The following is a 26149-nucleotide window of genomic DNA, read 5'->3' as shown; positions in this document are numbered from 1 at the left end:
TAGCGATGGGACACTGAACCGTCATGGTCTTCGGTCGTAAGAACAAGAAGGTGGTGCCGTTCCGCACCGCGGGCGAGCTGGACGCCATGGCGGCGGCAGGCGCCATCGTGGGCCGCGCGCTCGTCGCGGTGCGCGATGCCGCCAAGCCCGGTGTCAGCACCCTGGAGCTGGACGAGGTCGCCGAGCAGGTGATTCGCGATGCGGGTGCGGTGCCGTCCTTCAAGGGCTACCACGGGTTCCCCGGTTCGATCTGCTCATCGGTGAACGACCGCGTGGTGCATGGGATTCCGACCGCCGAGGAGATCCTGACCGACGGCGATCTGGTCTCCATCGACTGCGGCGCGATTCTCGACGGCTGGCACGGTGATTCGGCGTGGACGTTCGGCGTCGGCCCGATCATCGATGCCGATCGGCTGCTCAGTGAGGCAACCAAGCTGTCCATGGAGGCCGGTATCGAGGCAATGCTGCCCGGTAACCGGCTCACGGACGTCTCGCACGCCATCGAACTCGGCACCCGCGCCGCGGAAGAACTGCACGGTCGCGCCTACGGCATCGTCGACGGTTACGGCGGGCACGCTATCGGCCGCGAAATGCACATGGATCCGTTCCTCGCGAACGAGGGCGACCCGGGTAGAGGGCCGAAACTCGTTGTCGGATCGGTCCTTGCGATCGAGCCGATGCTGACATTGGGCACGACCCAGACCAAGGTGCTCGGCGACGATTGGACCGTGGTGACCATCGACGGCAGTCGCGCCGCACATTGGGAGCACACGGTGGCCGTCACCGAAGACGGACCGCGCATTCTGACGCTGCGTCCGCAATAGCCGGCTCCAGCAGCGGTATCCACGCTGCTCTGCCGGGCAACGCTGCGTGAAGCCGAGTGCGAGCCTGAGGGATTGAGCGACATCGCCATCATCGGCGTGGGTACATCCCGAGGCCTGAATTCGCTCTGGAAGGTGAGTGTCCATGGAGGGCACTCACCTTTCGCATACCTGGGCGACGGTCGCGCACTGTGCCGAATCCGAGGCCCACACTGCGGCTCTCGAGCAGCCTGCTGACTGGCGGGACGCTGGCCGCGATCGTGCTCGGACCGAATCCCGCAGAGGCGAACGTTGTCGGTGCGGCCGCAGGCACGAAGTACGGACACCCACGGTACCTCGACGTTGACGAAGCACCTTGCCGAACCAGCGCATGGGCGGATGCGCCGACAGTGACGGAGCTCTGGGAGATCGTGGCCGCTTCGACGATGACGAAGTGCCACATCGACCGATGCGCCGACGTCGACGGTGCACCGATGTCGATCATCCGCCGACATCGACGACGGACCCGAGCCGCCACCCAAGGCGCACCGACACAGGCCGCGCGCCGACATTCGGGGCGCTCCCACGTTGGGGTGCGGCGACATCGACGACCGAGGGCATGTGGACGCTACGCGGCGAGGCTCGATACGCACCGACGCCGCGGGTAGTCCGCGGGGCGATTACGCCTCGCGGCACCCGCGTCGACCCAGCGGTCGATCGGCCGGTGCCACCGGGCGATACCCCAGCTCATCGCTGGATCGGTGACGTCGTTCCTTCCACCCGCGTCTGCACGTCCCCCTCGCCATTCGGTCGAGCGGTCGGTTCGAACGCTGTGGTGGGTCAGTGGTTTCCTTCCCTGTTCGAGATGAACTTTTGACGATGTAAAGATCGTATGTCGCATCGTCGATTGCTCACCTGAGTAGCGAACTACTCGAATTCCATTGGGCTGCGGCGGATCCGGATGACGTAGCGCTTCATTCGCGCTGGGACACCGGGGTTTCGGCCCTGCGGACGGCGCGAATGACGTCGGTGACGAGGGGTACGTCGAACTCGCCGTCGGCGGTCTCGGGCCTGCTGCGCGGGTAGTCGAGGATCCGGCCGAGCAGCTCGGCGCGTTCCGGCGCGGTGATCACCAACGTGTGTGAGTGGGTTCCGATGGTGGTCGTCAGGGATTCGGCGGTCCGCCGGTGAGCGTGCGGGAATTCGGCTCGTTCGAAGTCGAGGAACAGCGGATGCTCCGGGAGATGGTCACCAGGCTTCGGTGGCGGAATCGACTCCGCGGTGCCGGCGATCGTAGTCACCTCAGGGTGACGCGCAATCAGTTCACCGCGCATCTCGGTGTCGGGCTCGACGGCGATCGGCTCGGCTCCCGCGCCGAGCAGACCTGCGGTGAGCTTGCCGGTACCTGCGCCGAGATCGAGGACCACGAGCGAGCGCTGACGCCCGAGCTGCTCCAGAGCCCAATGGATCACTGCCGCAGGGTAGTCCGGACGATGCTCGGCATACGCGCAGGCCTGCGCGCCGAAGGAGGCGGCCGCTCGGGCGTGTAGTTCGCCGTCCATCTCTCCACCATAGGACCTCGACTGTGCTTATCCGATGGAATTTCCGGCGAGGATGCCAGTCGCCGACGTTGCCGACCGGCTGCTGTCCGCGTACGCCGACGTCAGCCTTCCAGGAGGACGGTGACGGGCCCGTCGTTGGTCAGGTCGATATGCATATGTGCGCCGAAGCGGCCGGTGGCGACGGTGGCGCCCAGATCGCGCAATGCCTGGCTGAACATCTCGACGATGGGTTCGGCGACCGAGCCGGGTGCGGCGGCGTTCCAGGACGGGCGGCGGCCCTTCGCCGTATCGGCGTACAGGGTGAACTGGCTGATCACCAGGATGGGTGCGGCCAGGTCGGCGGCGGAGCGCTCGCCGTCGAGGATGCGCAGCCGCCACACCTTGTCCGCCAGGGCTTTCGCGGTCGCGTCGGTATCGCCGTGCGTGACACCGACCAGGGCGACCAGCCCGTGCGGCGCATGGTGGGCGGCAGGATCGATCCGGCCGACGATCTCCTCGTCGACCGTCACCTGGGCGGCGGACACTCGCTGTAATAGGACTCGCACATCGGTGATCATGCCGTGCGGTCCGGCCGACACGGCGGCGGGTGTGCCGTCTCAGCTCGGTTCGGGAGCCTTCACCTTCTTGAAGAACAGCAGGTCGGTGTGCGGCACTGTTTCGGCGGTCTGCCGAATCCCGTTGGCAGGCAGATGGGTCAGCTTGGCGAACATGGGGGAATTACCGAACGCGGCGCGGACCTGGGTCTCGGACGCGTAGTCCGCGCCGTAGTCGGCCAGCGTCGCGAAATCCATGGGCGCGAGCGGCTCGTCCAGCGGTGCCTGGCCGCTCGGTCGGCCGAGGGCGGCGTACTGCGTGGCCTTGCCACCCTCGTACCGGCACAGTTCATAGGCCATGTTCTCGGTGGCGGCCACGCTGATCACCGGCCAGCGGGCCGAAAGCTGCAGCGCCAGTGGATGTTTGCCGACGTTCGCCAGCTCCCATTTCAGGCTCATCACGGTCACCGAGCCCGGGTAGGGCTGTTCGATGAGGACCATATCATCGCCCAGTTCGGTGGCCGAGTTCAATTCGAGATCGGCTGCGCTCCAGATGATTTCCACACCGCCGAGATGGGTCGAGCCGATCGCGGGCTGCGCACCGTCGGCCGCGTACGCGGCGATGACCGCGGCGCGAACCTGCGCGACGGCGTCACCGGCCGAACAGCGCACGCTCAGTGCCCCGAAGGTGGTGGCGATCTCGACCGGCCGCGATGGCGGATCGGGCATCGCGCCGGGGGTCAACGGTTTGATGCCGACCAGGGCCAGTTTCCAGTTGATCTCTTCGATCGTGGAGAGGTCGCCCGCGGTCTGGTAGAGGATCTGCTGCTGGGTCAGCCGTCCGGCGCGTTCGAGCGTCGGGCAATCCAGCTTCGCGAGCGCGCTATAGGACTTGATGGTGAGGTCGATGTCCTCGATGCGCGTCTGGCGCAGTTGCGTCGTCATTTCGGGCGAGGTCAGTGCCGCATATCGCTCGCGATACATCGCGATGGCCTGCTTGCGCTGCCTGCCGACCATGAGGGTGCGCAGCAGCGTGCTCAGACTGGCGAGGTACTTGCCGGATTGATCCGGATTCGCCGCGAACAGTCGGCTGCGGATCCGCACCGCATCCTCGGACGCGGCGACAGCGGTCTTCGGATCCAGCCTGCACAACCACACACCGCACTTCGACAGTGCGTCGGCGCACACGCCGGCTGCCTGCGGATGGGTGTGCGCCACTTGCCGATAGGCGCCACAGGCGCTGCGGATAGTGCTTGCCGCCAGTTCGCGGTGGCCGATGTGCCGGGCGGCCTGTTCGAACACGCGCAGCGCGTCCTGCACCTCGCCCGCGAACTGTGCGGACACCTGCCCGGCGGTCAGCCAGTGCAGCCGAATGGCGACTGCTTCTTGTGCGGGCGCCAAGGCTTCGGCAGTTCGGTCGCGGTCGGAGCCGTTCTTCGTGGCGACCAACTCCTTGGCCAATTCGACCAACGAGGTAGCCAATCGCAGCTGGGCTTCGATCGACCGGTCTCTCGCCGCCCCTCGATCCGCAGCCACTCGGCGCTCGATCGAGCTCAGATCCATCGCGATCCCAACTCCCGCATCAACTTTGCCGACGGTCGTCGATCGGCCGCAACGTGCCCGCCGAGTCTGCCACAAATGTATGCCTGACGTCGCGGCGCGGCGAAATGTTGGTTCCGGCCCTGAGGTAGTTGCCGCGACGGCGCGGTCGGATGGCCACGCGGACAGAATTTTCGAGTGGGCCGTGCGGGGGAGGCGAAGACCTTAAGGCCGCGGCGCAGCGCCGGATCAGGGGCATCGGGGGCGAGCGTCCGCGGTCCGCGGCACCTGAGCCACTGTCACTGTTTCGCCGACAGCAGGGCCTCGAAGTGGGTGATCCGGAGAGGTTGCTGCGCGCTGACCTGGTCGTCGATGGTGGCCGACGCCGTGGGAAACCCGCTGCACCCGTGCGCCCCTCATCCCCTGCTCCAGTTGTTTGCTGTCGGGCTTCCCGCCGTTGGGAGAGCGCGCGCGAGAATCTGTGCAACTATGTCTGAGAAAGCACCACGACGATCGGCGGAAGCGGACTGTGAGCGACCAGAACAACGGGAACCCGGGCGACGCCAACGAAGAGAACAAGGCGCCGGATGTCGGCTTCAGCCTGCCTTCGGATGGCCCGGACGGTACCGCCGACCCCGAAGGCGCTGCTGAGCCGGGCGAGGAGACCGACGCCGATGGTCGAGACCAGGTGCTGGCGCGGCAGATTGCCGACGCGCTGGGCGAAGTCGGTCCGTCCGGGTGGCAGCAGCTCGACGCGGTATTCGTGCTGACCACGACGACCGGGTTTGCCGAGGTCGTCTACACCGATGGCTCGCGTGCGATGCGGTCCGAGCCGTCGGCGCCGGTGCTGGAGCAGGCGCGCGAGCACCGGGCGCTGGTAGCTGAGCTGGACGGTGAGCCGTGGTGGCGGCTGCTGGTGCGGTTGAGTTCCGAGGGGGAGTTCGAGGTCGACTACGACTTCGGTGACGAGCCGTTCCCGGAGGGGCAGCTGTTCGACCCGGAGGCCTATCGCGCCGACTTGCAGGAGTATCCGCGCGAAACGCTGCCGGTGTGGCTGGCGGCGTACATCGGTCACGGCAACCGTCAGACGCGGACGCCGCAGGACGCCGCACTCGCCGCGCGGGCGGACAAAGCCGCCAAGGTGTGGCCGGTGTTGGCGGAGAACGAGTTCCCGGACTTCCCGGAGATGTGGGCGCGGTGGGCGTGTGTCGCCGCGGCATTCGTCGCCGCCGGATCCGATTGGGGTCCGCGGGTGTTGCCGTCGATGGGCTGGTTCGAGAGCTCGCGGCGCGGTGGTTCCACGCTGTACTCGTTGCCGAACGGCAAGGCGGTGCTGTCCGGTGGGGTGTGGGAGTCTCCGACTTTGGACGCCACCTACAACGATGGCGCCGCGATGCCGAAGTTCTTCGCGGGTGCGCCGGACTGGGTCGCCAACCCGGTGTTGAACCCGCGTGCGGCAACCGGATTGATGTCGTTCGTCTACTGGTGGGAGGGCGGCCGCTGGTACCGGGGTGAGTCACCGTCCGCGGAGGAGTGCGCCACCGCTGTGCCCGGAGTGTGGACCGCGAACACCGTGGTCGGCATTGTCGCGGGACTGGCCGCGCAGCCGCCGAGCGTCGAGCAGCGTTCCGCCGCAGCGGCCTTGGTGGCGGCTGCCGAGGTCGGTGTGGTCACCAGGGAGACGGTGGAGAACCTGTTCCTCGACGACCGGTTCGATATCGACGGTGCCATGTACCAGCTGACATTGGCCGGTGTGGTCGCGTCGTTGCCGCAGCAGATGCCCGAGGAAGAGGCCATCTTCCGAGTGCGTGCCTACGTTGAGGGGCGTGGTCTGGACACCTCCGGATACCCGTTGGACCAACTGGCCGCCGACCGTTTCAGCTGCGGCTGGATGGTGTACGTCCCCGTGCCGCGTGGCGAGATCGCGATCGGTCGCGCCATCTTCTACATCGCTGATGACGGCGTGCTGGAGCACTCGTCCTCGTCGGTCGCCCCGACCACGTTCGTGAAGGGTTTCGAGCAGCGCTTCCAGGAGCGTCAGGGAGCATCGGCCTGACGCAGGGGTTGGCTGACCGGGCTGAGTGAATAGAGGACGGCATGGATGAGGACAAGCTGAAGGTCGAATCCGCCAAGATGCGAGGACTATCGGGCGATTTGACGGATCTCGCGGACAAGATTCGCACGGTGATGGATAACCTGAAAGGGGAAACGGAGCCGCTCATGGCGCGGCCTGTCTGCGGGACCCATGAGCCGGGCGAGAATTTCCGCAAGGATTACGACTCGCAGTCCGAGTCCATTCACGGTGTCGGCGCCGCCTACGTGAAGATCTTGGAAGGCGATTTCGCCACCGCTTTCGACGAGAGTGCGGAACTGCTCGACAAGATGGAAGCAAAGAACAAAGAAGAGTTCAACAAAGTCATTAGGGGATATAAGGCGTGAGCACCGCTGATGAGGAACTATTGGCGGAAATGTTGAAGGCCGTTGAAGCGAATATGGTTTCGCTTCGGGACGCGTATCAACAGCGCGCCCAACTCACCGCGGTCGGAACGGCCGCGAACAAGCTGGTGACCATCGTCGTGAATGCGGACGGCGTCGTCATCGAGACGCGGATGGCCGATGACATCGCCGATGAACTGTCCCCGGCGGAGATCGCCAAGGCCGTGACCACGGCCGCACAGCAGGCATGCGCCGAGGTCAAACGCAAAGCTGACGAATTGGCCGCGCCGATGCGGGAACGCCACGCGGGAATGCCGAAACTCTCCGAGTTGCTGCCCGGTCTTCCGGACGAATTGAGTCTCCCCACCCTTACCGAGGCATCGACCGCTCCACCAGGTTCGGCCGAGCGAGAGGAGCCTGACGCCGAGCGCAACGGCACTCGCCGCGCCGGACCAGGAGTCACCGAACCTGGCTGGTAAGGGTCAGCTGTGATTCCGGATGGCCTCAGGCTATTCATAGATATTTTCGGCGGCGTCGCGCCGAGCAAGGATCCGTGGACATGGGATCTCGACGGTGTCTCCGAACTCGGCGACCGGTATGAGGATGCCGCTGCTGCCCTGACCGAACTTCTCCCTGAGTTCAATCGGGTTATCACGCAGACGGAGCTGTGGTATGAGGGGCACGGGGGCCAAAAAGCCGCCGACTCGCTGAAACAGCTGACGGACGGCAAGTTTTCGATCCACAATCTCATCACCGCGATGGAGGCGGTGCCCGAGTTCACCTCCAAAAGCAACGCGAGCATCGTCGGCGACCGCATTACCGAGAGCATCTTCGCCGCGTGGGGGGCGATGGAATTCGAGATGCTCGCGGTCGAACTGCTGGCTTCTGGCGGACTGGCGTCGGGTTTTGTGGCGGCGCAGGAGGCGTTGATCGTCGCGATCGGGCGGTACACCTTCGCGGTCGCCCGCAGAAACATGATGGAGCGGATCGGGGCAGCCGCTGCGCGGATGCTGGGCAAACAGTTGCTGCTGCGTGGGCTCAGCCGGATGGGTCTGCAGGGTCTCGAGAAAGTAGTGGACCTCGCGTTCACCGGGATCGGCTCCGGGGTGAAGCTGGCGGGCATCGGCGCAGGGGTCACCGCTGGGGTACAACTGGCCTCCGGCCAGGACCTCGACCTGGCCAAGGTCGGTGATGCGGCATTGGCCTGGGGTGTCGGTGGCGTGGCGGGGCACACGGCGGGCGGGGTCTTCGGGCCTGCGGCCACCCGACTCGGTCTGGGGCGCATGGCACCTATGGCGACCGGGTTCATGTCGGGCCTCACGACCGCGGTGGCCATCGGGGCCATCCACGGCCAGTGGGATATGGTTTCCCTCGGTTACATGGGCGCTTTGGGTGCGACCAGCGGTGCCCGCGGCGGTTTGGCCGCCAGTCGTCACGCCAGCGTCGGCGCGGTCCCGCTGGACATGGCAGGAAAAACAGAACTAGCCCAGCTCAGCAGACAGATCCGCGCCGACCTCGCCGTTTCCGATGGCTTGCCGACCCCCAAGTTCACCGAGAAGCTCGATGCCGCGATCGCGCGCAACGATCTGGCGACGATGAAAAGCCTGCAATACCAGGCATACACCCACTCGGTCGAGTCCCCCGGTAATGGTGCCGTCGGCGCGGAGTCCAGGGCCGCACCGGTATCGACAGGCGCAACTGCGGAGCCCCGTGGGGCTACCAACTTCCTCGGCACGACGATTCCGGCGACCGAACCCGCGACAGCGCCGTCGACTACGCACGCCACGGGCACCGGAGCCGAGGCGACACGCAGTGCGCCGGCCACCGATGCCTCGACGGCTGGGCGGCAGACCGCAAGGGCGGGCGCGGCGGCCGGTACGGACCAGGCCGCCGGCCGCAGTGCGGGGCCGGACCCGGCCACCGGTCGTGGCGCGGGCAGCGGTGCGGGCCCGGACCAGGCCACCGGTCGTGGCGCGAGCAACCGTGCGGGGCCGGACCCGGCCACCGGTCGCGGCGCGAGCAACGGTGCTGGTCCCGCCGAGCCGAGGGCGGGAGCCGCCGCGGAGCGAGGAACCGGCGGCTTGGATGCCGGGGCGAAGGCGGAAGCCGCGCCCAAGGTCGCGGAGCGGGGAACAGCTGCCGCGCCGGAGGCGGGTGTGAAGGCGGAAGCCGGTGCCCCGAAGACTGAGGCAGGGCGGGAGACTGCTGCGCCGGAGACGGGTGTGCAGGACGGAACTGCCGCCGCGCCGAGGGCGGGTGTGAAGGCGGAAGCCGATGCGCCGCAGTCACATTCGGAAGTCCGCCCGGGCGAGCACACGCCTTCGGGGGGACTGCGGCGCCGGCTGAACGCGCTCAAGCACTCCCTGATGGAGCGTATGCAGTCCGAGGCCGCCCTGCGTGCGCGGATGGACGTGCTGGCGCCCGAGCCGACGGGCGCGCCCGAGCGTCCGGTGGAGGAGCGGTTCCAGGAGTGGGTGGCGGCGGAACGCGCTCGGTTGGACCGTGTCGGGACCGAGGCGCAGGCGCAGCAAGCACGCAAGATGCTGGATGAGATGGTCGCCGAATTCGAGCGCCACCAGGCGGTGGTGGCCGAGTCGGATCACCGGCAAAATACGGCCGAGACACGGGCTATCGAGGAGGTGTCCGCCTCGTTCGGTGTCAAGCCGGACGTAGTGGACGCGCAGGGGCGCATCAAGGTCGGCACCGAGGACCTGATGGACCACTACGTCAAGGTCGATCTCGTCGTCACCGTCGACCCGCAGGGTGGAGTGCGGATCGGGGTCGAGGTCAACGACTTCCACGCGCTCAACGTCGAGGCGTATAACGCGGCCAGGCAGCCGCGCATCGAGATCGAGACCGAGTATCGGGACCAGTTGCATGCGCGGGTCGGTGAGCGGATCGCCGAGCTGCGCAGCACCTCAGAGCAGTGGCAGCAGCAGCGGCGGGACCAGACTCGGGACCTGATAGCGGAGGTCCGAGCCAAAGAGAGCGAACAGGTGCGTCGCCTCAATGACGCTGCGCGGCACGATATTGCGCAGGAACGCGCGAAGGCGACCGCCGCGGATAGGCGGCTCGAGGTAGCCGTGCAGCGGCTTCATGACGCGCATCGCGCGTCGGATCCGGTGGCCGTACACGAGGCCCGGGCGGCGGTTCGGGAAGCCACGGCGGAGGCCAGGGCGACTGCGCGGGAGACCGCGGCGAAGGTCGAGCAACTGCGTGCGGAGCTGCGATCGGAGGTCGCGGACCTGCGCGCGCGGGCGGAGGTCGCGATCACCACCGAACGCGACCGGCTGGCCGCGGACCTCGCGGCCAACCGCGCCGAGACGGCGAAGACGATCGCGGCCGAACGGATAGCCGCGATCGACGCGATCAAGCGCGAACGAGTGGCGGCGCTGGAGGCGCGGCGGCAGGCGGAGGGATTGTCGGCCGAGTCGCGGCAGCGAATGGAGGAGTTGCGGGCCGAATCGCGGCAGCGGGTCGCGCAGTTGCGGGCGGCGGCGCGGGATCGGTTGGTGCGGTTGTGGGAGCAGGCGCGGGGGGCAGATCTCGGGGTGACGCGGGAGCAGGCGCGGGAGGAGATCGCACAGGTTCAGGATGCGCTGGCGCGGGAGGTCGCGAACGAGCGCGCGGCATTGGTGCGGGAAATCGAGGCGGCTCGGCCGGAGTTCCTGCGGGCTGTCGCGCGGGAGCGCGTGATCGCATCGGAGCTCATCGCGGCCGAGTTGGTGAAGGAGGCGCGGGCGGCTTCGGGCGACCGCAAGGCCGCAGCCGAGGCCGCGGGCCACGGGCTGGTGAGGCACTTCGAAGCGCTGTTGAAGGAGCGCGCGCCGGACGTGTTCGGCATCAAGAATGCGTCCCTCGAGGTGTTGACCCACATGTTGCGGCATGGCACCGCGATCGAGTCGCGGGTGGCGGCGGCGGAGATTCTGCGCCGGAACACCGCATCGGCGAAGCTTCCGGGCGGGAAGCCGTTGCGCTGGACGCAGTTCGCGGCGGGGGAGGCGATGCCCCATGGCCCGGTCAACCAGGACGCGGGCGAGGGCAAGTCGATGATGTACCACGCTTTTGTGGCCAGGCTCGCCGCCGAGAAGGGCTCGGTGCAGTACCTCACCAGGGACAACCTCGTCGACCGCGAGTTCCAGGAGTTGGTGGAGACCTACGGCGCGCACGGGTACAAGGTAATTCGCATCAATCCGGACAAGGTGATGCCGGAGCCGGTCCCGGGCGAGCCGACCATCTACGTCGGCTCTGTCGGCGATGTCATCGTCAGCAGGCTGCGCGGCCATCCGGTGCCGGGCCGCCGCGCCGTGATCGACGAGATCGACGAGGCAGCCCACTATGCCGATACGAACTACATTATTTCCGAAGGCGTTCGTGAGCTGGCCCCGCCGCACATCCAAGCGGAGGTGAGGGCCGCAGAGGACTTCCTCAACAATGTTTTCGGTAGGAGGGAGCATCCCCTCAAGGGGCTGTTGACCCATGAGGACTTCGGCCGTACGCGTTTTCAGCGGAACGGTCCGGCGCGGTTGACCGAGGCGGGTCAGGCGAAGATCGAGGCGGCGCTCGAGCGGAGGATGACTCCCGAGGAGGTCCATCGGCTGAACAACGCCGCCGCCGCCCGCTGGGAGATGGTGCGGGGTAAGCACTACATTGTCGGCGCGGACCGGATCACGCTGGACGCGAACGGCAATCGGGTGACGCGTAAGGGCGACATCGTGATCCTCGATCAGGTCGCCCATCGGTTGATGATGGATAAGGGTGTCACGAACGAGAGCCGGTGGAACAACGGTCTCGCGCAGGCGGTGGAAGCGCGACACCGCATGGAGATCCGCAACGACTCGGACCATTCGATCAGCCTGAGCTTCGCGGAGACATTCACCCTGGAGAACTACGACCTGGTCACCGGCGCGTCCGGTACCGCCCACTTCGTCGCCGAGCCATTGCAAAAGCTCGGCATGGGCGAGACCACCATAATCGACCGCTTTGCCCCATCCAGGCTGGTCGTCAAGGACATCAACGGCCAGGCGCGTACGACGTTCTCGGACACCGAGCCGCAGCGACTGCGGGCGATCACCGCCGAAATCCACACCGTGAACAAGGGCGGCCAACCGATTGTCGTCCTGGCCCACGACAACAATCTCGTCAGAAGCATGTCGCGCATGCTCGGTCGTTCGCAGCTCGAGCATGTCCAGGTCAACGCGGAACAGATCTATGCCTGGGAGAAGCAGAATCCGGGATCCTCTGAGAGGGAGCTGGAGAGGATCTACGCCGAGGCGGGCGCAGAGGGCAAGATTCTCATCATCAACATGCAGGGCGCGCGTGGTGTCGACATCGCGCCCACCGCCGTCGCCCTCGTGCGTGGTGGCATGCACGTGATCGTCACCGAGCACTCGGAGATCGCCGCCATCGACATCCAGGCGATGTACCGCGCCGCCCGCAGCGGCCAACCCGGTAGCGTCAGCTTCCACTCGCTGCGTACCTCCGATCTCTTCAACAACCTTCCCGCCAACCACCCGATGTCCGTCGTCGTCGAGCGCTGGAGAACCACCGAAGACCCGCTGGAGAGGGCCGCTCTCGAACAGCAGGTCCAAACGAATATCCCGGAAATACAGCGCTTTGCCGAGGCTCGCAAACAGATGCTCGGCGCGGCCGCCGGGAACACAATCAATTCCGCCCCGGGCACCTCTGCCTTTGTTGGTGGGGCCGACGAATTTCTCGAGGGACTGCGCCAAGTGGGCGGCGCTGCGGCGCAGCCCGCCGATCAGCAGTCCGCTCCGGCACCGGCTCCCGTCCGGCCGGAGGCAGTCGGCCGCTCTGGAGCGCCGGAGAGTGGTTCCGCCACACAGCCTTCGGGCGAGGGCGGGAGTAAGGGGGTGTCGGGCGGACAGGCCGCGCCCAACGGGGCGCAGCCTCAGGCCAGGCCCGGAGCCACGTCCGTCACGCAGCCGTCTCCGGGCGGGTCTGTGGCCGACCCTGGTACATCGGCCGGTGCTGCTTCGATTGAGCCGGATGCTGCGTCGGTGGTCGAGCCGGGTGCCGCGCCGGTTGTGGCGGGTGCTGCGCCGGCTGTAGCGGGTGCCGAGTCGCCGGTTGTGGCGGGTGGCGCGCCGGTTGTGGCGGGTGCTGCGCCAGCTGTGGCGGGTGCTGCGTCGCCGATTGTGGCGGGTGCCGCGCCGGTGGTCGAGCCCGATTCCGATGGCAAGAACGCGGCCGACGGGAGTTCCGCCGGCCAGCCGGACGCCGGGGCACCGGCGACTTCCACGGCACAGCCCGAACCCTGGTTCGCCGACATGTCGGACGGCTGGACCGGGACGCAACAGCCCGCGACCGCACTCGATTCGCCGCGGATACAACGGCTGGTGCAGAAGGACGCGCAGCTGCTGCAGTCCGTGCTCCGGCGGCGCGAGCTCGAGCTGTGGGCCCTCCAGAACCGCGTCAGGCGGGCAGGTGTGGATCCGACCGGGATGGACGCGCAGCAGCTGGCGGCGGCCTACGAAGCCTGGTTGCGCCCCCAGATCGAGGGGTTCCTCGGCGAACTCCAGGGAGATTTGGCCGTCCCGAGCGCGCTCGGCGAGGGCCTCGCCGGTCTGCGGGCGGCGATCACCCAGGTCGTGCTCCGATGCGGGTTCTCCCGCGCGGAGGCGACCAACCAGGGACGAGTGGCCACCGGCGAGCTCTTGGCTGCGGAGCTCCGATCCGCCGAGTTCGCAGCGGATTTGACGGAGTTCAGCCGGGAGGTGGCGGGCGTCCCGGCGGCCGAGCGGCAGGCAGGGGAGCTGCTGCACCGGATGACGGAGGTTGTCTCGGCGGAATTGCTCGGCACGCTCACCGACGGGCCAGCGATGTCGCTCGGCGACGGCGTGCAGTTGCTGCTCGAAGACAAGGTGGTGCTACTGGCCGGCCAGCGTCCGGATCTGATGGTGCAACACCAGCTGCAGCCGTGGATGAAGGCCCGCTACCGGGTCGAAGCCAAGCAGGTCACAGTCGATCTCTACGGTCGGGCGTGGTACCGGGATGTCGCGCTGGAACCCGAGATCGACGCCGAGAACATCGACGACAACGCCGGACACACCGGAGTTGCCGAACATCAGCGGATTCTGGCCACGGCGTTGGCGCGCGAGGGGGTGCAGCTCGAGGAATTGATCGCGGACGCGCGCGCTGGGGGGCAGCGGCTCACCCAGCTGTTGCCGCGGTTGGAACCCGCCGCGCAGGCGGCATGTGTGGCGTTGATGCCGGCCGCTGTGCTGCTGGCGGCGGGGGTTGCCGACGATATTCGCGCGGATGCGTGTGCGGTGTGGTTGGAATGGGCGCGGGGTGAGCTGGCCGCGGAGCAGGATTCTCCGGAGAACCGGGCGGCGCATCCGGATGCCGACAGTGCGGGCCACGAGCGAATTGCGATGCTGCTGAGCCAGATCGAGATGGTGGAGAGCATGGCGGCGGAGTTCGCCGCTCGCGTCGCTCGCACCGTCGCCGCCGCTCGCGCCGCCGCCCGGGCCACGGAATCCGAAGCGGCCGTTGGCGATCGGTCGGTGCCGGGTACGAGCGGGAGCCATGGTCAGCTGCTTGCGGCGTTGCGGCTGCCGGAGCACCTCGACGCGGAGCAGCTGCGGGCCGGGCTGGACGACCTGGTCACCTATCACGCTGCGCGCCAGGCCATGACGGACGCGGCGGAGGCGTTGCGTGCGGCGCGTGAGCTGGACGAGGCCGACTTCGAGGCCGGGGTGGCGCAGCGCCCCGAAGACGACGGACCAGGCCCGCAGGAGCGGCAGGAGCAGGCGGCGACCCTGGCGGCGGTCAACCGCCTGCGGGAAGCGCAACGGCGGGTCGACGGATTCATCGATCTGCTGGGTGTGGAACTGCCGGACAGGTTTTCGGCGCGGCAGCAGCAGCGGTTGCTGGACTACGGTGCCGCGGTGGCGCAGTGGCAGGGTGTGGACGCCGCGCACCGGGCCGCGGGCCCGGACGCCGAGGTGGACGAGGCGACGACGCGGCGCTACGAGGAGGCCACCCAACAGGTGCGCACCGCCGCGCAGCGGCTGGCAGGCGATGCCGTCCTGCGCCCGGTCGCCGAGTGGGACGGCGGGTGGGGTCCGGTCGACTTGACCGACGGCACGGTCGCCGACGATGCAGACGCTCCGATCGTTCATTTCGACTTCGACCTGGATTCGGTCTTCGGGATCAGCGACCAAGGCGCGAACGCGGACAAGCCGCACAACCAGGACTGGGTGGAAGCCGAAGTGGTGCACACCGCTGACGGGCCGATCCGGATCTCGGTGGTGTGCGACGGGGTGGGATCGACCACCGATGCTCATCGTGCCGCTCGGGTCGCCGCGCGTGCCGCGCGTGCCGTCCTGGCCACTTTCGCGGCCCAGCAGCAGGGGATTTTCACCGCCGAGGAAGCGGACCGGGCGATGCGGCAGGCGATCGCCGCCGCGCAGGCAGCGGTGCTGAAGCTGACCGCCGACGAGTATGCCGACGACCCGCGCGCGCCGAAGACCACGATCGCGGCGGTGCTGGTCAAGCCGGGACGCGACGGACGGCCAGGGCAGTACGCGGCGGGCTGGGTCGGTGACACCCGGGTTCAGCTGCTGCGGGCCGACGGCGAGTCCGAGGTGGTGTCCAAGGCCCACACGATGTTGACGTATCTGCAAGCGTTCAATGCGGATCTGCCGCCGCAGGAGCGGCCGTCCCTGCGTGAGATGCTGCGCGATTCCGAGACCAGCAACATCCTGCACGCGCTCGGAAAGGACGGCGGTCCACCGGCACCGGATGATGCGCTGACCCCGCAGTACACCAGCACGGGTGAGTTGTCGGATACCGACTTGTTGTTGCTCTGCACCGACGGGCTGTGGGGCAGCAACCCGGATCCCGACGAGATGGACATCGTCCTGGACGAGGGCCGTAACACCGACCTGCGGGACATGGGCACCCGGTTGCTGGACCGGGCGTTGCTGGGCGGTGGGAACGACAACATCAGCTTGGCGCTGGTTTCGGGTGCCTCGGCCGAGTCGACGCCGCGGCTGCTGCCGCCGCCGCCCGCCGGGATTCCGGTCGGGTTCCGGCGGCACTACCGGGTCGTGGCCGACGAATACGCGCGGGCTCGCGCCGATTTCTGGCGACTGGCCGCGGAGGCGGGAGCGCGTCCCGAAGACCTGATGGATCCGGATCGGTTGGCCGCCGAGGCGATGCACCGGGTCGCGGCGGGTGTTCCCGAGGAAGCGGAACTCCGGTTGGAGATCACGGCGCGTCATTTCCACGCGCTCGATGCACAGCTGCGCGAGTTCCGGCGGCGGCTCGACGAGGTCGGCGACCGGCCGCTGTTGCTGTGGACCAGTGACGACGCGGATTACCTTACCGCGCTGTCGAATTGGTCGGTTTCGCTGCGAGAGTTGCGGGAGGCGGCGCTGTCCGGCGTCGCCGAGGCCTTGACCGAGCATCGCTACCCGCAGTTGCGGCCGCTGCTGGCGCTGCCTCGTCCGGTCCTCGACGGCGACCCGATCCTGAGCAACCCGCACGTGTCGCAGGAGGTGCGCCGCTACACCGAGGCGTGGAACGAAGTCGGCCGGACCGTGCGGCAACTCGACGACACCCGCTCGGGTGACGAGAGCTTGGAGATCCCGCCTGGGCTGCGGCGGGGATACCGGATGCTGGTCGCCGAGCGGGCGAACGCGCGAGATGCACTGCGCGGCTTGATCGGCTCGTTGCCGGTCACCGTCGAGGACTTGATGGGCGAGGATCACCGCAGCACGCTCGACGCGTTGCGTCAACTGGTGGCCGAGGCCTCGCGTGACCAGGACGTGCTGCGGCAGTTGATGACCGAGGTGTCCGACGACGAGGACGCGTTGCGACAGCTCGCGACCGAACTGTCCGAGAGTCAGGTGCTCGCGCGCAGGATCGACTGGTTGATCCACACCACGCAACGCTTCCACCGGGCAGACGGCCGGGTGCTGGCCCTGGAGCAGCGCATTCGAGCGCATGGCGACGGCGTGGACACCCTGGGCGCGCGGCCGCGACCGACGCTGATCCCGGATCTCGGGGTCACCGATGAGCAGCGCACGCGGGCGGTGCGACGGTTGCGGGTCATCCAGATGTTCGCGCAGTCGCCCGCTGATATCCGGGTCACGTGGGACATGACCGACTTCGACACGCGCCGGGCCATCATCCAGGCACAGCCCGAACTGATCGCTGGCATCCAGGGCATCCCGCATGAGGTCCGTGATCAGGCGATGCGGCTGGCGTTGCACCGTGACCGAGAAGGACTGCGGCAGCGCAGCGATGCCGACCCGAACCAGTTGGCGGTGGTGAACTTCCAGGTGGACCTGGTGGCCGCGGCCGAACGGTGGGCGGCACAGGTCCCGGGGCATCCTGCGGTGAACATGATCGGCCGGACCGGATCGATGATGGTGATCGGTGATCTGGACGCCGCGGAAGAAGTCCGTTACCACGCCGTGGACCGCAACAGCCACGATCCGGTATCGACCGTGATGCGGGCCACGGCGGCCGCGATCGACGGGGTCGCGGCGGCCGGGCGGCCGACCGCCGCGGTGGTATGGGTCGGGCCGAGCGACCGTGTCATGGCCGGCGACGGTCGCACCCTGGCCGACGATGTCGCCGGAATGTTGAAAGACCGTACCGATAACGGTCTTTCGGCCCCGGATGTGGTGTTGGTCGGGCACGACGACACCACTTCGGCGAATCGGCGTTTCGAGGGAATGCCGCAGGCCGATCCGGACCTGGTGTTGCACGCGTGGGACGACTCGGTGTTGGCGGCGCATCGCGACCGTGTCGAGGTCGATGCGCCGGACCCGGCTGTGGCGCGCTGGGAGCCGTCACATCGGCTGGAAGGTGGTGCCAACAACTGTTTCCCGGAAGCGGCCCGATCCGGGTTGGCGCGAGTGCTGGCCGCACTGGAGCGCAATCCGGACGCCGACCCCCAGGTGATCGCTGATCTGCGCAATCGCTTGGCGAGGGTGGAACTGTTCGGGGTGCCGGAGCACGGGTTGAGTGGCGCTTTCGGCGCGCAGCTGGTGGGTGCGGACTGGGATCCGAACGGGTTCGCGGACTTCGATGCGATGGCCGCCGCGGTGCCCGAAGACGGGGTGATGATCGGGGCGGTGGCGTTCGACGGCTTCCAACAACACGGGGTGGTCGGTGCGCACGCGGTCATGATCTACCGCGAGAACGATCAGGTCATGGTGCGCGAGGGGAATGGGCCCGCGGTCACCTTCGAATCGTGGCGTCAAGGGCTGTCCGGTGTGGTCGGGTGGCACGGCATCGTCATCAATGCCGACGGGTCACCGGCATTCGCGCTCGATGAAGACGGTCGGACCACGGGGATGGCGGGTATCGCGTTCCCGGTCGCGAATATCGGTGCGCGGCCGGAAGCTGCCGAATTCGGAGCGGCTGCCCGCCTTGGTGTTCCACGTGTCAACCCTCCGCCGACGCTGGAACATACGAAGACCCTGTTGAAGGCGGCGCTGGACGATTTGGAAGCGCGTCGGGAAAACGCGCGGTCTGAGTTGGAAACCGCGATGAACGCGCTGGACGCTGTGCGGGATAACCACAGCTCCCGTGCCAGGTTGTATTCGTCGGAGCAGTTCGCCACCGAACTGCTACGACTGGCCGAACCGTCGACCGGCCAGCCGGAAAGCTCCGTGGACGGTCTGTCGTCCAACCCGCAGCGTCCGCTGCCCGGATGGCGCGAGTTGGCCGCGCACACGAACCACTACCACGAGCTGGACGGCATGGCCGACCAGGTGAAAGGGCTCCTCGCCGAGGTGGGGGAGCGGGAACAGCACTCGACGGAGTGGCTCGCCGCAGCTGGACGCTTCGCCGCCGCGCTGCCGGAATGGCACACCGTGGTGCAGGACGTGCGCGACGCGGTGCTGAACCAGATCGACCCGGCCGAAGGACGCGCACTTATCCGCCGGGTGAGTGCGGCGATCGACCCGTTGCAGGCGACCTGGGCGCAACTTGCCCGGGAAACGATGGACCTGGGATCCGTTGTCGGAGTGAGTGATCGGGGGCCGGACAAGAACGGCAACCAGGACGCGATGGCTGCCGACGTGATCTTTGTGGGAGGCAGGCCGATCCGGTTCGCGATCGTCTCCGACGGAGTGTCGGTGTCGGTGGACGGCCACCGCGCCGCGTCCGTGGCGGTCAAGGCGGCCCGCGAGAGTCTGCGCGCGGCATTGGCAGCGCACCCCGGCGAGGTGATCACCGAGCAGCAGCGCCGGGACATGGTGGCCAAGTCGATCGATGCTGCGCAGGCCGCGGTTTTGAAGCTGACCAAGGACGAGTATCGCGAGGTCCTCGATGCGGCCATCGAGGTGATGAAGGAGGGCGGCACCCCGAAGAAGCGACCGCCGCAGGCCACGATCGCGGTGGTGTTGGTCGACCCGGGGCACGACGGGAAACCGGGGCGGGCCACCGCGGGTTGGGTCGGAGACAGTCGCGTCGACGTACTCGACCCCGCTGACCCGAGCAAGTCCCGAACGGCGACCTTCGACCATACGTTCGTCGGGATGGAGATGCTCTACGACGCGATGGACGCGGCGCGCGAGGCCGGTACCGACATCCCTCCCGCAGATCTGGCCGGTGTGGTCGCACCCATGGCCGGCGAGGCGAAGACGAGCAGCGGCAGTTTGAAGAACGTGCTCGGCTTCGGCATGCAGAACACCGATCCCGAGGGCGACGGCGGCGGTGGCCCACCGGTGAAAGACGGACAGCAGCGCCACTACCGATACCTCACCGACATCGATGTCGCCGAGAACGAGATCCTGTTTGTTCACTCCGACGGGATCGGCGGTGCGAACCGGCAGGCACCGGCGTTCGCTCGGGCCTTCGCCGCGCACAACGGAGACCTGACCGCCGCTCTGAACGAGCTGATCGACGTAGAGCTCGACAACGACGAAGACGACAACATCAGCGGCGTCGCGTTGCTGTGCACGCCGAACGAACCCGGAGATCCGCCGCCCGTCGGGCAACAGCAGTTGCAGCAGGGATTGCAGACCCTGCTCGACTACCAGCAGGCACGGCGCGACATGGCGGCGGCGGCCACGAATGTGCGGCGGGCGCGCAGGCTGGACGCAGAGAACGGACACCCTGCCGACAGCCCGGTCGCGGGCCCGGCGGAGGCGGCTGTCACATCGCCGTTGACAGCGGCCGTTCACCGCTTCAGGCAGCGGGAGCAGCATGTCGGTGCGTTTGCCGACCTGCTGAGTGCGCCACAGCGCAGGCCGCTTTCGCCGCAGCAGCGCCAAGTGCTGGTGCGGTATGCCGCCGCGGTGCAGGAGTGGAACGCCGCGTTCGGTGTGGTCCAGCAGATCGCGGAGGCCAGTGACGCACGGCAGGCCGAGCGGCCTGCCGAGCCGAACGCACCGTTCGTGGCGTTCAAGATGGATCCCGAATGGGAGCGCTTCATCAAGACCGGAAAGCAGGCGCGTGCGGCCATGCGGGCGCTGGCCGCCGATCCCGTACTGCGCCCGCTCGCGGCTATGGGCGGTCGGTGGGCGGACGGGTTCTCGCTGGATGATGTTCCTACGCAGCGTGGTTCAGTGGATTCCGGCACCGCGGCGGTCGATCATTTCGAGGTCGACCTGGGTTCGATCGTCGGGGTCAGCGACCTGGGTGCGCACGAGCGTAGGACTCGCAACGAGGACTGGATGGCCGCGGCGGTGGTCCATACCTCCGAGGGACCGATCCGGATTTCCGTGGTGACCGACGGTGATTCGGACAGCATCGACGGCCATCGCGCCGCCAAAGTGGCCGCGGAGAAGGCACTCGCGTACCTGACCGCTGTCGCCAGCGGGCTCCGCCCGGGGCAGCGGCTGTCCAAGGCAGCGGCTGAACAGGCGATGCATGAAGCGATCGTCGCGGCACAGGCGGAAGTAGAGGCGCTCACCGCCGCCGAGTACGCGAATGCCGACAAGCCGCCCAAGACCACGATCGCGGCGGTCATGGTGCAGCCCGGTCGCAATGGTCAGCCGGGGCAGTACGTGGCGGGCTGGGTCGGCAAAACCCGTGTGCAAGTGCTTCGGCGAGAGGGTGTTTCGCAGACGGTGACCACCGACCACTCGTTCCTCGCGGATCTCATGCGGGCCAGGAACATTTCCGAGCGAGCGGCGCTGCGCTCGCCAGTGGCACACGGACTGCGGCACCAACTCGGTCGTGGCGAGACCCTGCCGGTGGGCAACGTTGTCTCCGGCACCGTGTCGGCCACCGATCTCGTGCTCGTCGACACCGATGGGCTGTGGGCCACCCAACCCGACGTGGCGGAGTTGGCGAAGGTCCTGATCCACGAGTCGGGCGACTTGTCCGCGAAGAGCGCGTACCTGCTGGAACAGGCGCTGCGACAAGGCGGGCGAGGCAACATCACCCTGACCCTGGTGTCGTGCGCGCCGAGCGAGCCCGCGCCTCGGGCACTACCCACAGCCCCGGTGGGAATGCCCGCCGGGGCGCGGCGTGACTACGAGGCACTGGCGCGGGAGTACCAGCGGTCCTGGACCGAGCTGCGTGGCCTGGTCGAGCGGCTGCCGGGTGTGAGCTTGGCGAACCTGACCTCGCCGGACGGGCTCGAAGACGAGCTGCGGTCGATGGTTGGGCTGACCATGGTGTCCGACCCGCTACATGCGCAGACCCAGGTGGAGATTGCCGCGCGCCACTTCCGTGAGTTGGGGATGCGAGTCGCCCGATTCCGCACGTGGCTCGACGTGGCGGGCGCCCGGTCGGAGTGGAGCGATGCCGAACAGGGTTACGTCTCGGCGCTCGCGGACTGGGCGGTCACGCTGCGCGAACAGCGAGATGTGGTGTCGGCGCGGGCGAACGAGGCCGTATCGCTGATGCACAAGGGGGTCGTTTCCGCCACTGCGCAGATGCACAGCGAGTTCCACAGTTTGAGCACCATGCCGCACCCGATCGGTGTCGGCGATCCACTGCACACCGACCGGGACATCGCGCACGCGGTCCGTCGGCAGGAGGAAGCCGCGCAGCGTGTTCGGCTCGCGGAGCAGCGGATCCCGGCTGTGCCGCCGGAACATTCCGTAGACGGTCCCAGCCCGCTGCTCGTGCCTGCGCCGAACGCCGATTCCGACGGCCTGCCGATCCCACTCGGGCTGCGAGCCGGACACCAGGCGTTGGTCACCGAACACGCGAGCGCGTATCAGGCATTGCGGCAGGTGGTCGGGAGCCTGCCCGGCGGAGTCGTCGCGGAACTGTCGATCGACGTGATGGAGCTGACCGGTGACGGTCACGCGCAAGCTCGTGGCCGGGTGGCGCAATTCCTGGCCGACCAGGACGCCCTGGGACGGCAGGGGCAGGGTTTGTCCGTCACGGACCCCGAGCGATTCCGACAGCTGAATGATCTGCTCATCGTTACTCGGCGATATCACCTGGCCGCCAACCGGGTGCGCGCCTTGGAGCTGCGCATCGCGGCGCATGGCGGCGGAGTGGATTCCGAGCGTGCCCAGCCGCGCCAGGCGCTGCCCGCGGACCCCGGATTCAGCCAGCAGCAGCACAACCGAGCGGCAGATCGGTGGCGAAATATCCGGTCGTGGGCGCGATCGGCGGATGATCACGCGATCGCGTGGGACTGGACCGACCCGGGCACCCAGCGCGCGATGATCCAGGCGACACCCGAAACGGTCGCCACCGCCGAAGGTTTCCCACGGGCGGCGCGTGACGAGGCGATGCGGCTGATGGTGCGCCGCAGCCGGGAAGAGTTGTCGGCGGTGGACAGTCTCACCGCCGAGCAGCGCCAACGGTCGATGCTGGTGAATGCCAGGGCGGAGCTGCTTGCGGCCACCGAACGGTGGACCGCGCAGGTGCCGGGGCATCCGGCCGTGCAGATGATCGGCACCACCGGCACGGTGCTGGTGATCGGCGATCTGGATGCCGCACAGAGCATCAGTTTCCATGCGGTGGACCGGAATTCCCGCTCGCGCGACGATGTGTTGATGCGGGCCTCTGCGGCTGCGGTCGCTGATGTCGCCGCCTCCGAACGGCCGGCCGCCGCGGTGGTATGGATCGGGCCGGACGCCGAGACCGGTGCCGTCGTCGAGCCCGATGCGCAGGCTCGGCGCCGACAAGCTGCGGCTTTGGCGCAGACGGTGGCCGACATGCTGGCCGCCCGCCCCGAAGGACAGCGGGTGCCTGCGGTACGCCTGGTCGGCCACCACGACATAGCCACCGCCGCTTCGCCGCACGCGGCGGATGCGGGCCTGGTATTCAACGCCCGCGCCGACGAGGCGCTGGCCGGCCACCGTGACCAGGTCCACGTCGCGCTCCCGGGCGAGGCCATCCTGGCGTGGCAGCCCTCGCACCGCGTGGAAGGCGTTGCCAGCAACTGTTTCCCGGAGGCCGCACGCATCGCGCTCGACCGTGCCCTGCAGGCTCGGTTGCGGGATCCGCGAGTGGACCCCGAGGCCGACCCGATGGTTGCCGACCTGCGTCGTCGGATCAAGATGCTGGCGTCGATGTCCGCGTCGAACAACGGAGTATTCGGCGATTTCGGTGCGATGCTGGTGGGCGCGGACTGGGATCCGAACGGGTTCGCGGACTTCGACGCGATGGCCGCCGCGGTGCCCGAGGGCGGGGTGATGATCGGGTCGGTGGCGTTCGACGGCTTCCAACGCGAAGGCGTGGTCGGTGCGCACGCGGTGGCGATCTACCGGGAGAACGGTCGGGTCATGGTCCGCGACGGGAACCGGCCCGCGGTCACCTTCGACTCGTGGCGCAAGGGTTTGTCCGGTGTGGTCGGGTGGCACGGCATCGTCTTCAATGCCGGTGGGACCGCGGCGATTCCGCTTGCCCCCGGCCAGCGACCCGCGCCAGGGGCGGGTAAGGCGTTCGCGATCGCGAACATGGGTGCGCGGGTGGACCAGACCGATCCGGAGGGCGCCGCACCTGGCAGTGGGCTCAGGCAGCTGGGCGAGGCCGACCGTGTCCAGGCGGCGACGTTGTTCCAGGGGCTGGCCGCTTTGCTCTCGCGATTCGATGGCGGGGATGTGGATTCTGTTGAACAGCAGGATTCTTGGGCTCGGACCGTGGATAACGCGCAACAGCTGCTTCAGCAGGATTCGCCTGCTCGAGCCAGGTTCGTCGCCGATCTGGACACCGTCCGTGCTCAGCTGGCGCGGGAAGCTGGAATTCCGGCCGAGGTATTGGCCGATCCGGTGTTGGCCGAGCAGGAGCTGGCCGACCTGAAAGAACGGATCGACAGCCACGAGGTCTCGGCCGAAACCGCGCGAGAATTCCAGTCGCGGCACGCAGCCATGCGCCTGCTTCGGGAGCTGGACCGAATCGATCTTCGTGACCTGCTGATAAGGCAGTTGCCGGATGTGATCCGAGAATCCTTGGCTGACGCACCGTACGGCACGGATGCGTACAGCCGGATGGTCGGTGATCTGCGCGCGCTCGATGATCTCGCCCGTGAACTGGAGCAGCTGGGGCCGATGGCACCTCCAGAGCTTCCGCAGGCGCTCGGCGAAGACATCCTGGCCACGTATCAGCTGAACCCCGACGCAGCCCAGCAGAGCAGGGCTGCCCTCCGAAACCTGAACGAGGGATATCACCAGGCGCGGCTGCTGTTGAGCAGCTTCCTGGAGACCGACGCCGATCCGGCGGCGCTGTCCACGCAACAGCTCGACGCGGAGATCGCGCGCATCGAGGACAACCCTGTTATCGACCGAGAGGCCGTGCGGGCACTGGCCCGGGAGGTGCAGGAACGGCGCGCGCTGCTGGACTGGACTCGCGCCGTCGAGGCGCACGCTATGACGGAGCGGATGCTCAGCGACCTGTTGCACAGCAGGCTGGCCGATTTCGTCAGCGGCCCTGGGCGCCGTAGCCCAGCACGGCAGGGGGTGTTGAGCGCCGAACTGATCCGATCCCGCCACGATGCGATGGCGAAGTGGGCTTGGCAGGACGTGACCCACACGCCCATGACAGTGGACACGACCTCGCGGACACCGGACGAAGCGGTGACGGCGTGGCGAACCGAGCGTGAGCGGTTGGCCGCTGAGCTGAACGAGCGGCACGTCGGCCTTTCGTGGGCGCTGACGACCGAGCAGTTGCGTGACGAGGGTGGGCTCGTCACGGCGGAGGACGAGCTGGACTCACGCGGGGCGAGCGTGGCCGATGTTCGGCAGGTCCGCGAGCTGCGCACGCTCGACGACGCCATCGCGCAGATGAACGGCTACCGAGATCGGATCCGAGTGCTCGACATGCTGTCGAGCGCGCAGAATCGGGCGCACCGCGAAAAGTTCGCGGCGAGAATGCGGTTCGTCAACCTACGCCGCACCCTGACAATGCGCATGCCGGACATCGACGCCCAGTTGCTGAGCGCGAGCCAAGAGTCCGCGGGCGAGTCGTGGTTCACGCAGGTGCAAGAGCTCGAGCAGCGCAGTGAGCCGGAGCTGTCGGCCGCGCTCGGCGAGTTGATCGACGCGGCTCGGGCGCAACAGCATTGGGCGCGGGCGGCCGGTGAGATCGAAGGGCACGCGAAGCGACTCGAACGATCGGCCCGTGAGCTGCGTTCCACCCAGGAAATGCTGGCACTCTCGCGCGACCTGGTCGGACGGGTATTCGGCGAAGACGCTGTCATCTCGCGCGAATGGGGTCCGGTCGAGCGGTGGCCCGCCATGGCGGCTCAGAAAGCCGAGGAACAGGCAGCGAACCTGCTGACCGACCTCGGCTCGGAGAAGCGTGACGAGCTCGGGGTGCGTACGCCGAACCAGTTGACACGCGAGGTCCTGGAGCGAGTGCTGCAGGACTCCTCCTATTCGGCGTATCACCCGGCCGCAGAACGACTGCGGAACATGTCATTCGGGATCGCCCAGGCGAGAATGGCCGCCGAATCGGCAAGAGAGGCACCACAACTCGAGCGGTCCCTGAACAGTGACGTGGCCTGGGCGGAGAGCCATCTCACGCGGTTGCTCGACGATCCCGCGGGGCACGATCCGTCGGCGACCCGGCCGACCGGCATGGCGCCACGACTGCCGAGCGTCCCGCCGCCCGAATCGCTACCGCCCGGTGCCTCGGACGGTTCGACACCACCACAACGCCCGACCGAGCCGCGGGTGCTGCACCTGCTCGGCGACACTCCGAAGCTGTGCGCGGTGGACGCCCTGTGGTTCGCCGCGAAAATCCTCGGCCTGCCGGTGAATCCGCCGTCGCCGCACGACAGCGCGCTGCAGCTGGATGGCATGAGCCCCAAGGCCGTGGCCCTGGCCGCGGGGGCGAAGTGGCAGCCGGGCGGGTTCGGGTCGCTCGAGGAGATGTACCT

General features: G+C 68.0%; 8 protein-coding genes (1 of these 8 only partly in view). 5 read left to right on the top strand and 3 right to left on the bottom strand.

What is annotated here, in order from left to right; genetic code table 11:
- Nucleotides 1–23 precede the first annotated feature (23 nt).
- A complete protein-coding gene (map, locus tag AB0M74_RS09095) occupies nucleotides 24–824 on the top strand; it encodes a type I methionyl aminopeptidase (RefSeq protein ID WP_364903751.1) in 801 nt (266 codons plus the stop codon).
- A 950-nt stretch (nucleotides 825–1774) separates the two neighbouring features.
- Here map and AB0M74_RS09090 read toward each other — a convergent pair.
- The 3 genes from AB0M74_RS09090 to AB0M74_RS09080 all read right to left on the bottom strand — a co-directional run bounded on the left by AB0M74_RS09090 (nucleotide 1775) and on the right by AB0M74_RS09080 (nucleotide 4458).
- Nucleotides 1775–2362: a class I SAM-dependent methyltransferase gene (locus AB0M74_RS09090; RefSeq protein WP_364903748.1), complete on the bottom strand. Its 588-nt coding sequence runs from the start codon at nucleotides 2360–2362 to the stop codon at nucleotides 1775–1777.
- Nucleotides 2363–2463: 101 nt separating this feature from the next.
- Nucleotides 2464–2907, bottom strand: a complete 444-nt coding sequence (dtd, locus tag AB0M74_RS09085; RefSeq protein WP_364904142.1) for a D-aminoacyl-tRNA deacylase — start codon at nucleotides 2905–2907, stop codon at nucleotides 2464–2466.
- Nucleotides 2908–2958: 51 nt separating this feature from the next.
- Nucleotides 2959–4458: a hypothetical protein gene (locus AB0M74_RS09080; protein ID WP_364903745.1), complete on the bottom strand. Its 1500-nt coding sequence runs from the start codon at nucleotides 4456–4458 to the stop codon at nucleotides 2959–2961.
- A 505-nt stretch (nucleotides 4459–4963) separates the two neighbouring features.
- Here AB0M74_RS09080 and AB0M74_RS09075 point away from each other — a divergent pair.
- The 4 genes in view from AB0M74_RS09075 to AB0M74_RS09060 are tightly spaced (at most 41 nt apart) and all read left to right on the top strand, a layout consistent with a single transcriptional unit that may run on beyond the window.
- Nucleotides 4964–6490 carry a hypothetical protein gene (locus AB0M74_RS09075; RefSeq protein WP_364903742.1) on the top strand — a complete coding sequence of 509 codons (1527 nt, stop codon included), beginning with the start codon at nucleotides 4964–4966 and terminating at the stop codon, nucleotides 6488–6490.
- 41 nt (nucleotides 6491–6531) lie between these two features.
- Nucleotides 6532–6873 carry a hypothetical protein gene (locus tag AB0M74_RS09070; protein WP_364903739.1) on the top strand — a complete coding sequence of 114 codons (342 nt, stop codon included), beginning with the start codon at nucleotides 6532–6534 and terminating at the stop codon, nucleotides 6871–6873.
- Nucleotides 6870–7349 (top strand): YbaB/EbfC family nucleoid-associated protein, encoded by a 480-nt coding sequence (locus tag AB0M74_RS09065; RefSeq protein WP_364903736.1) that lies wholly within the window; start codon nucleotides 6870–6872, stop codon nucleotides 7347–7349. Before AB0M74_RS09070 ends, AB0M74_RS09065 begins: the two co-directional genes overlap by 4 nt.
- 9 nt (nucleotides 7350–7358) lie before the next feature.
- On the top strand, nucleotides 7359–26149 hold the 5' portion of the coding sequence (locus AB0M74_RS09060) for a sigma-70 family RNA polymerase sigma factor (protein WP_364903733.1). Its footprint extends 84112 nt past the window's final position; only the first 18791 of its 102903 coding nucleotides appear in the window; the start codon lies at nucleotides 7359–7361; its stop codon lies off the right edge, out of view.

Origin of the sequence: Nocardia sp. NPDC051463 (assembly GCF_040681975.1) — a bacterium.
In the GTDB taxonomy this organism is placed as follows: Bacteria; Actinomycetota; Actinomycetes; order Mycobacteriales; family Mycobacteriaceae; genus Nocardia.
Note: the sequence above shows the minus strand (reverse complement) of the source record. Positions and strands in the feature narration are given on the sequence as shown.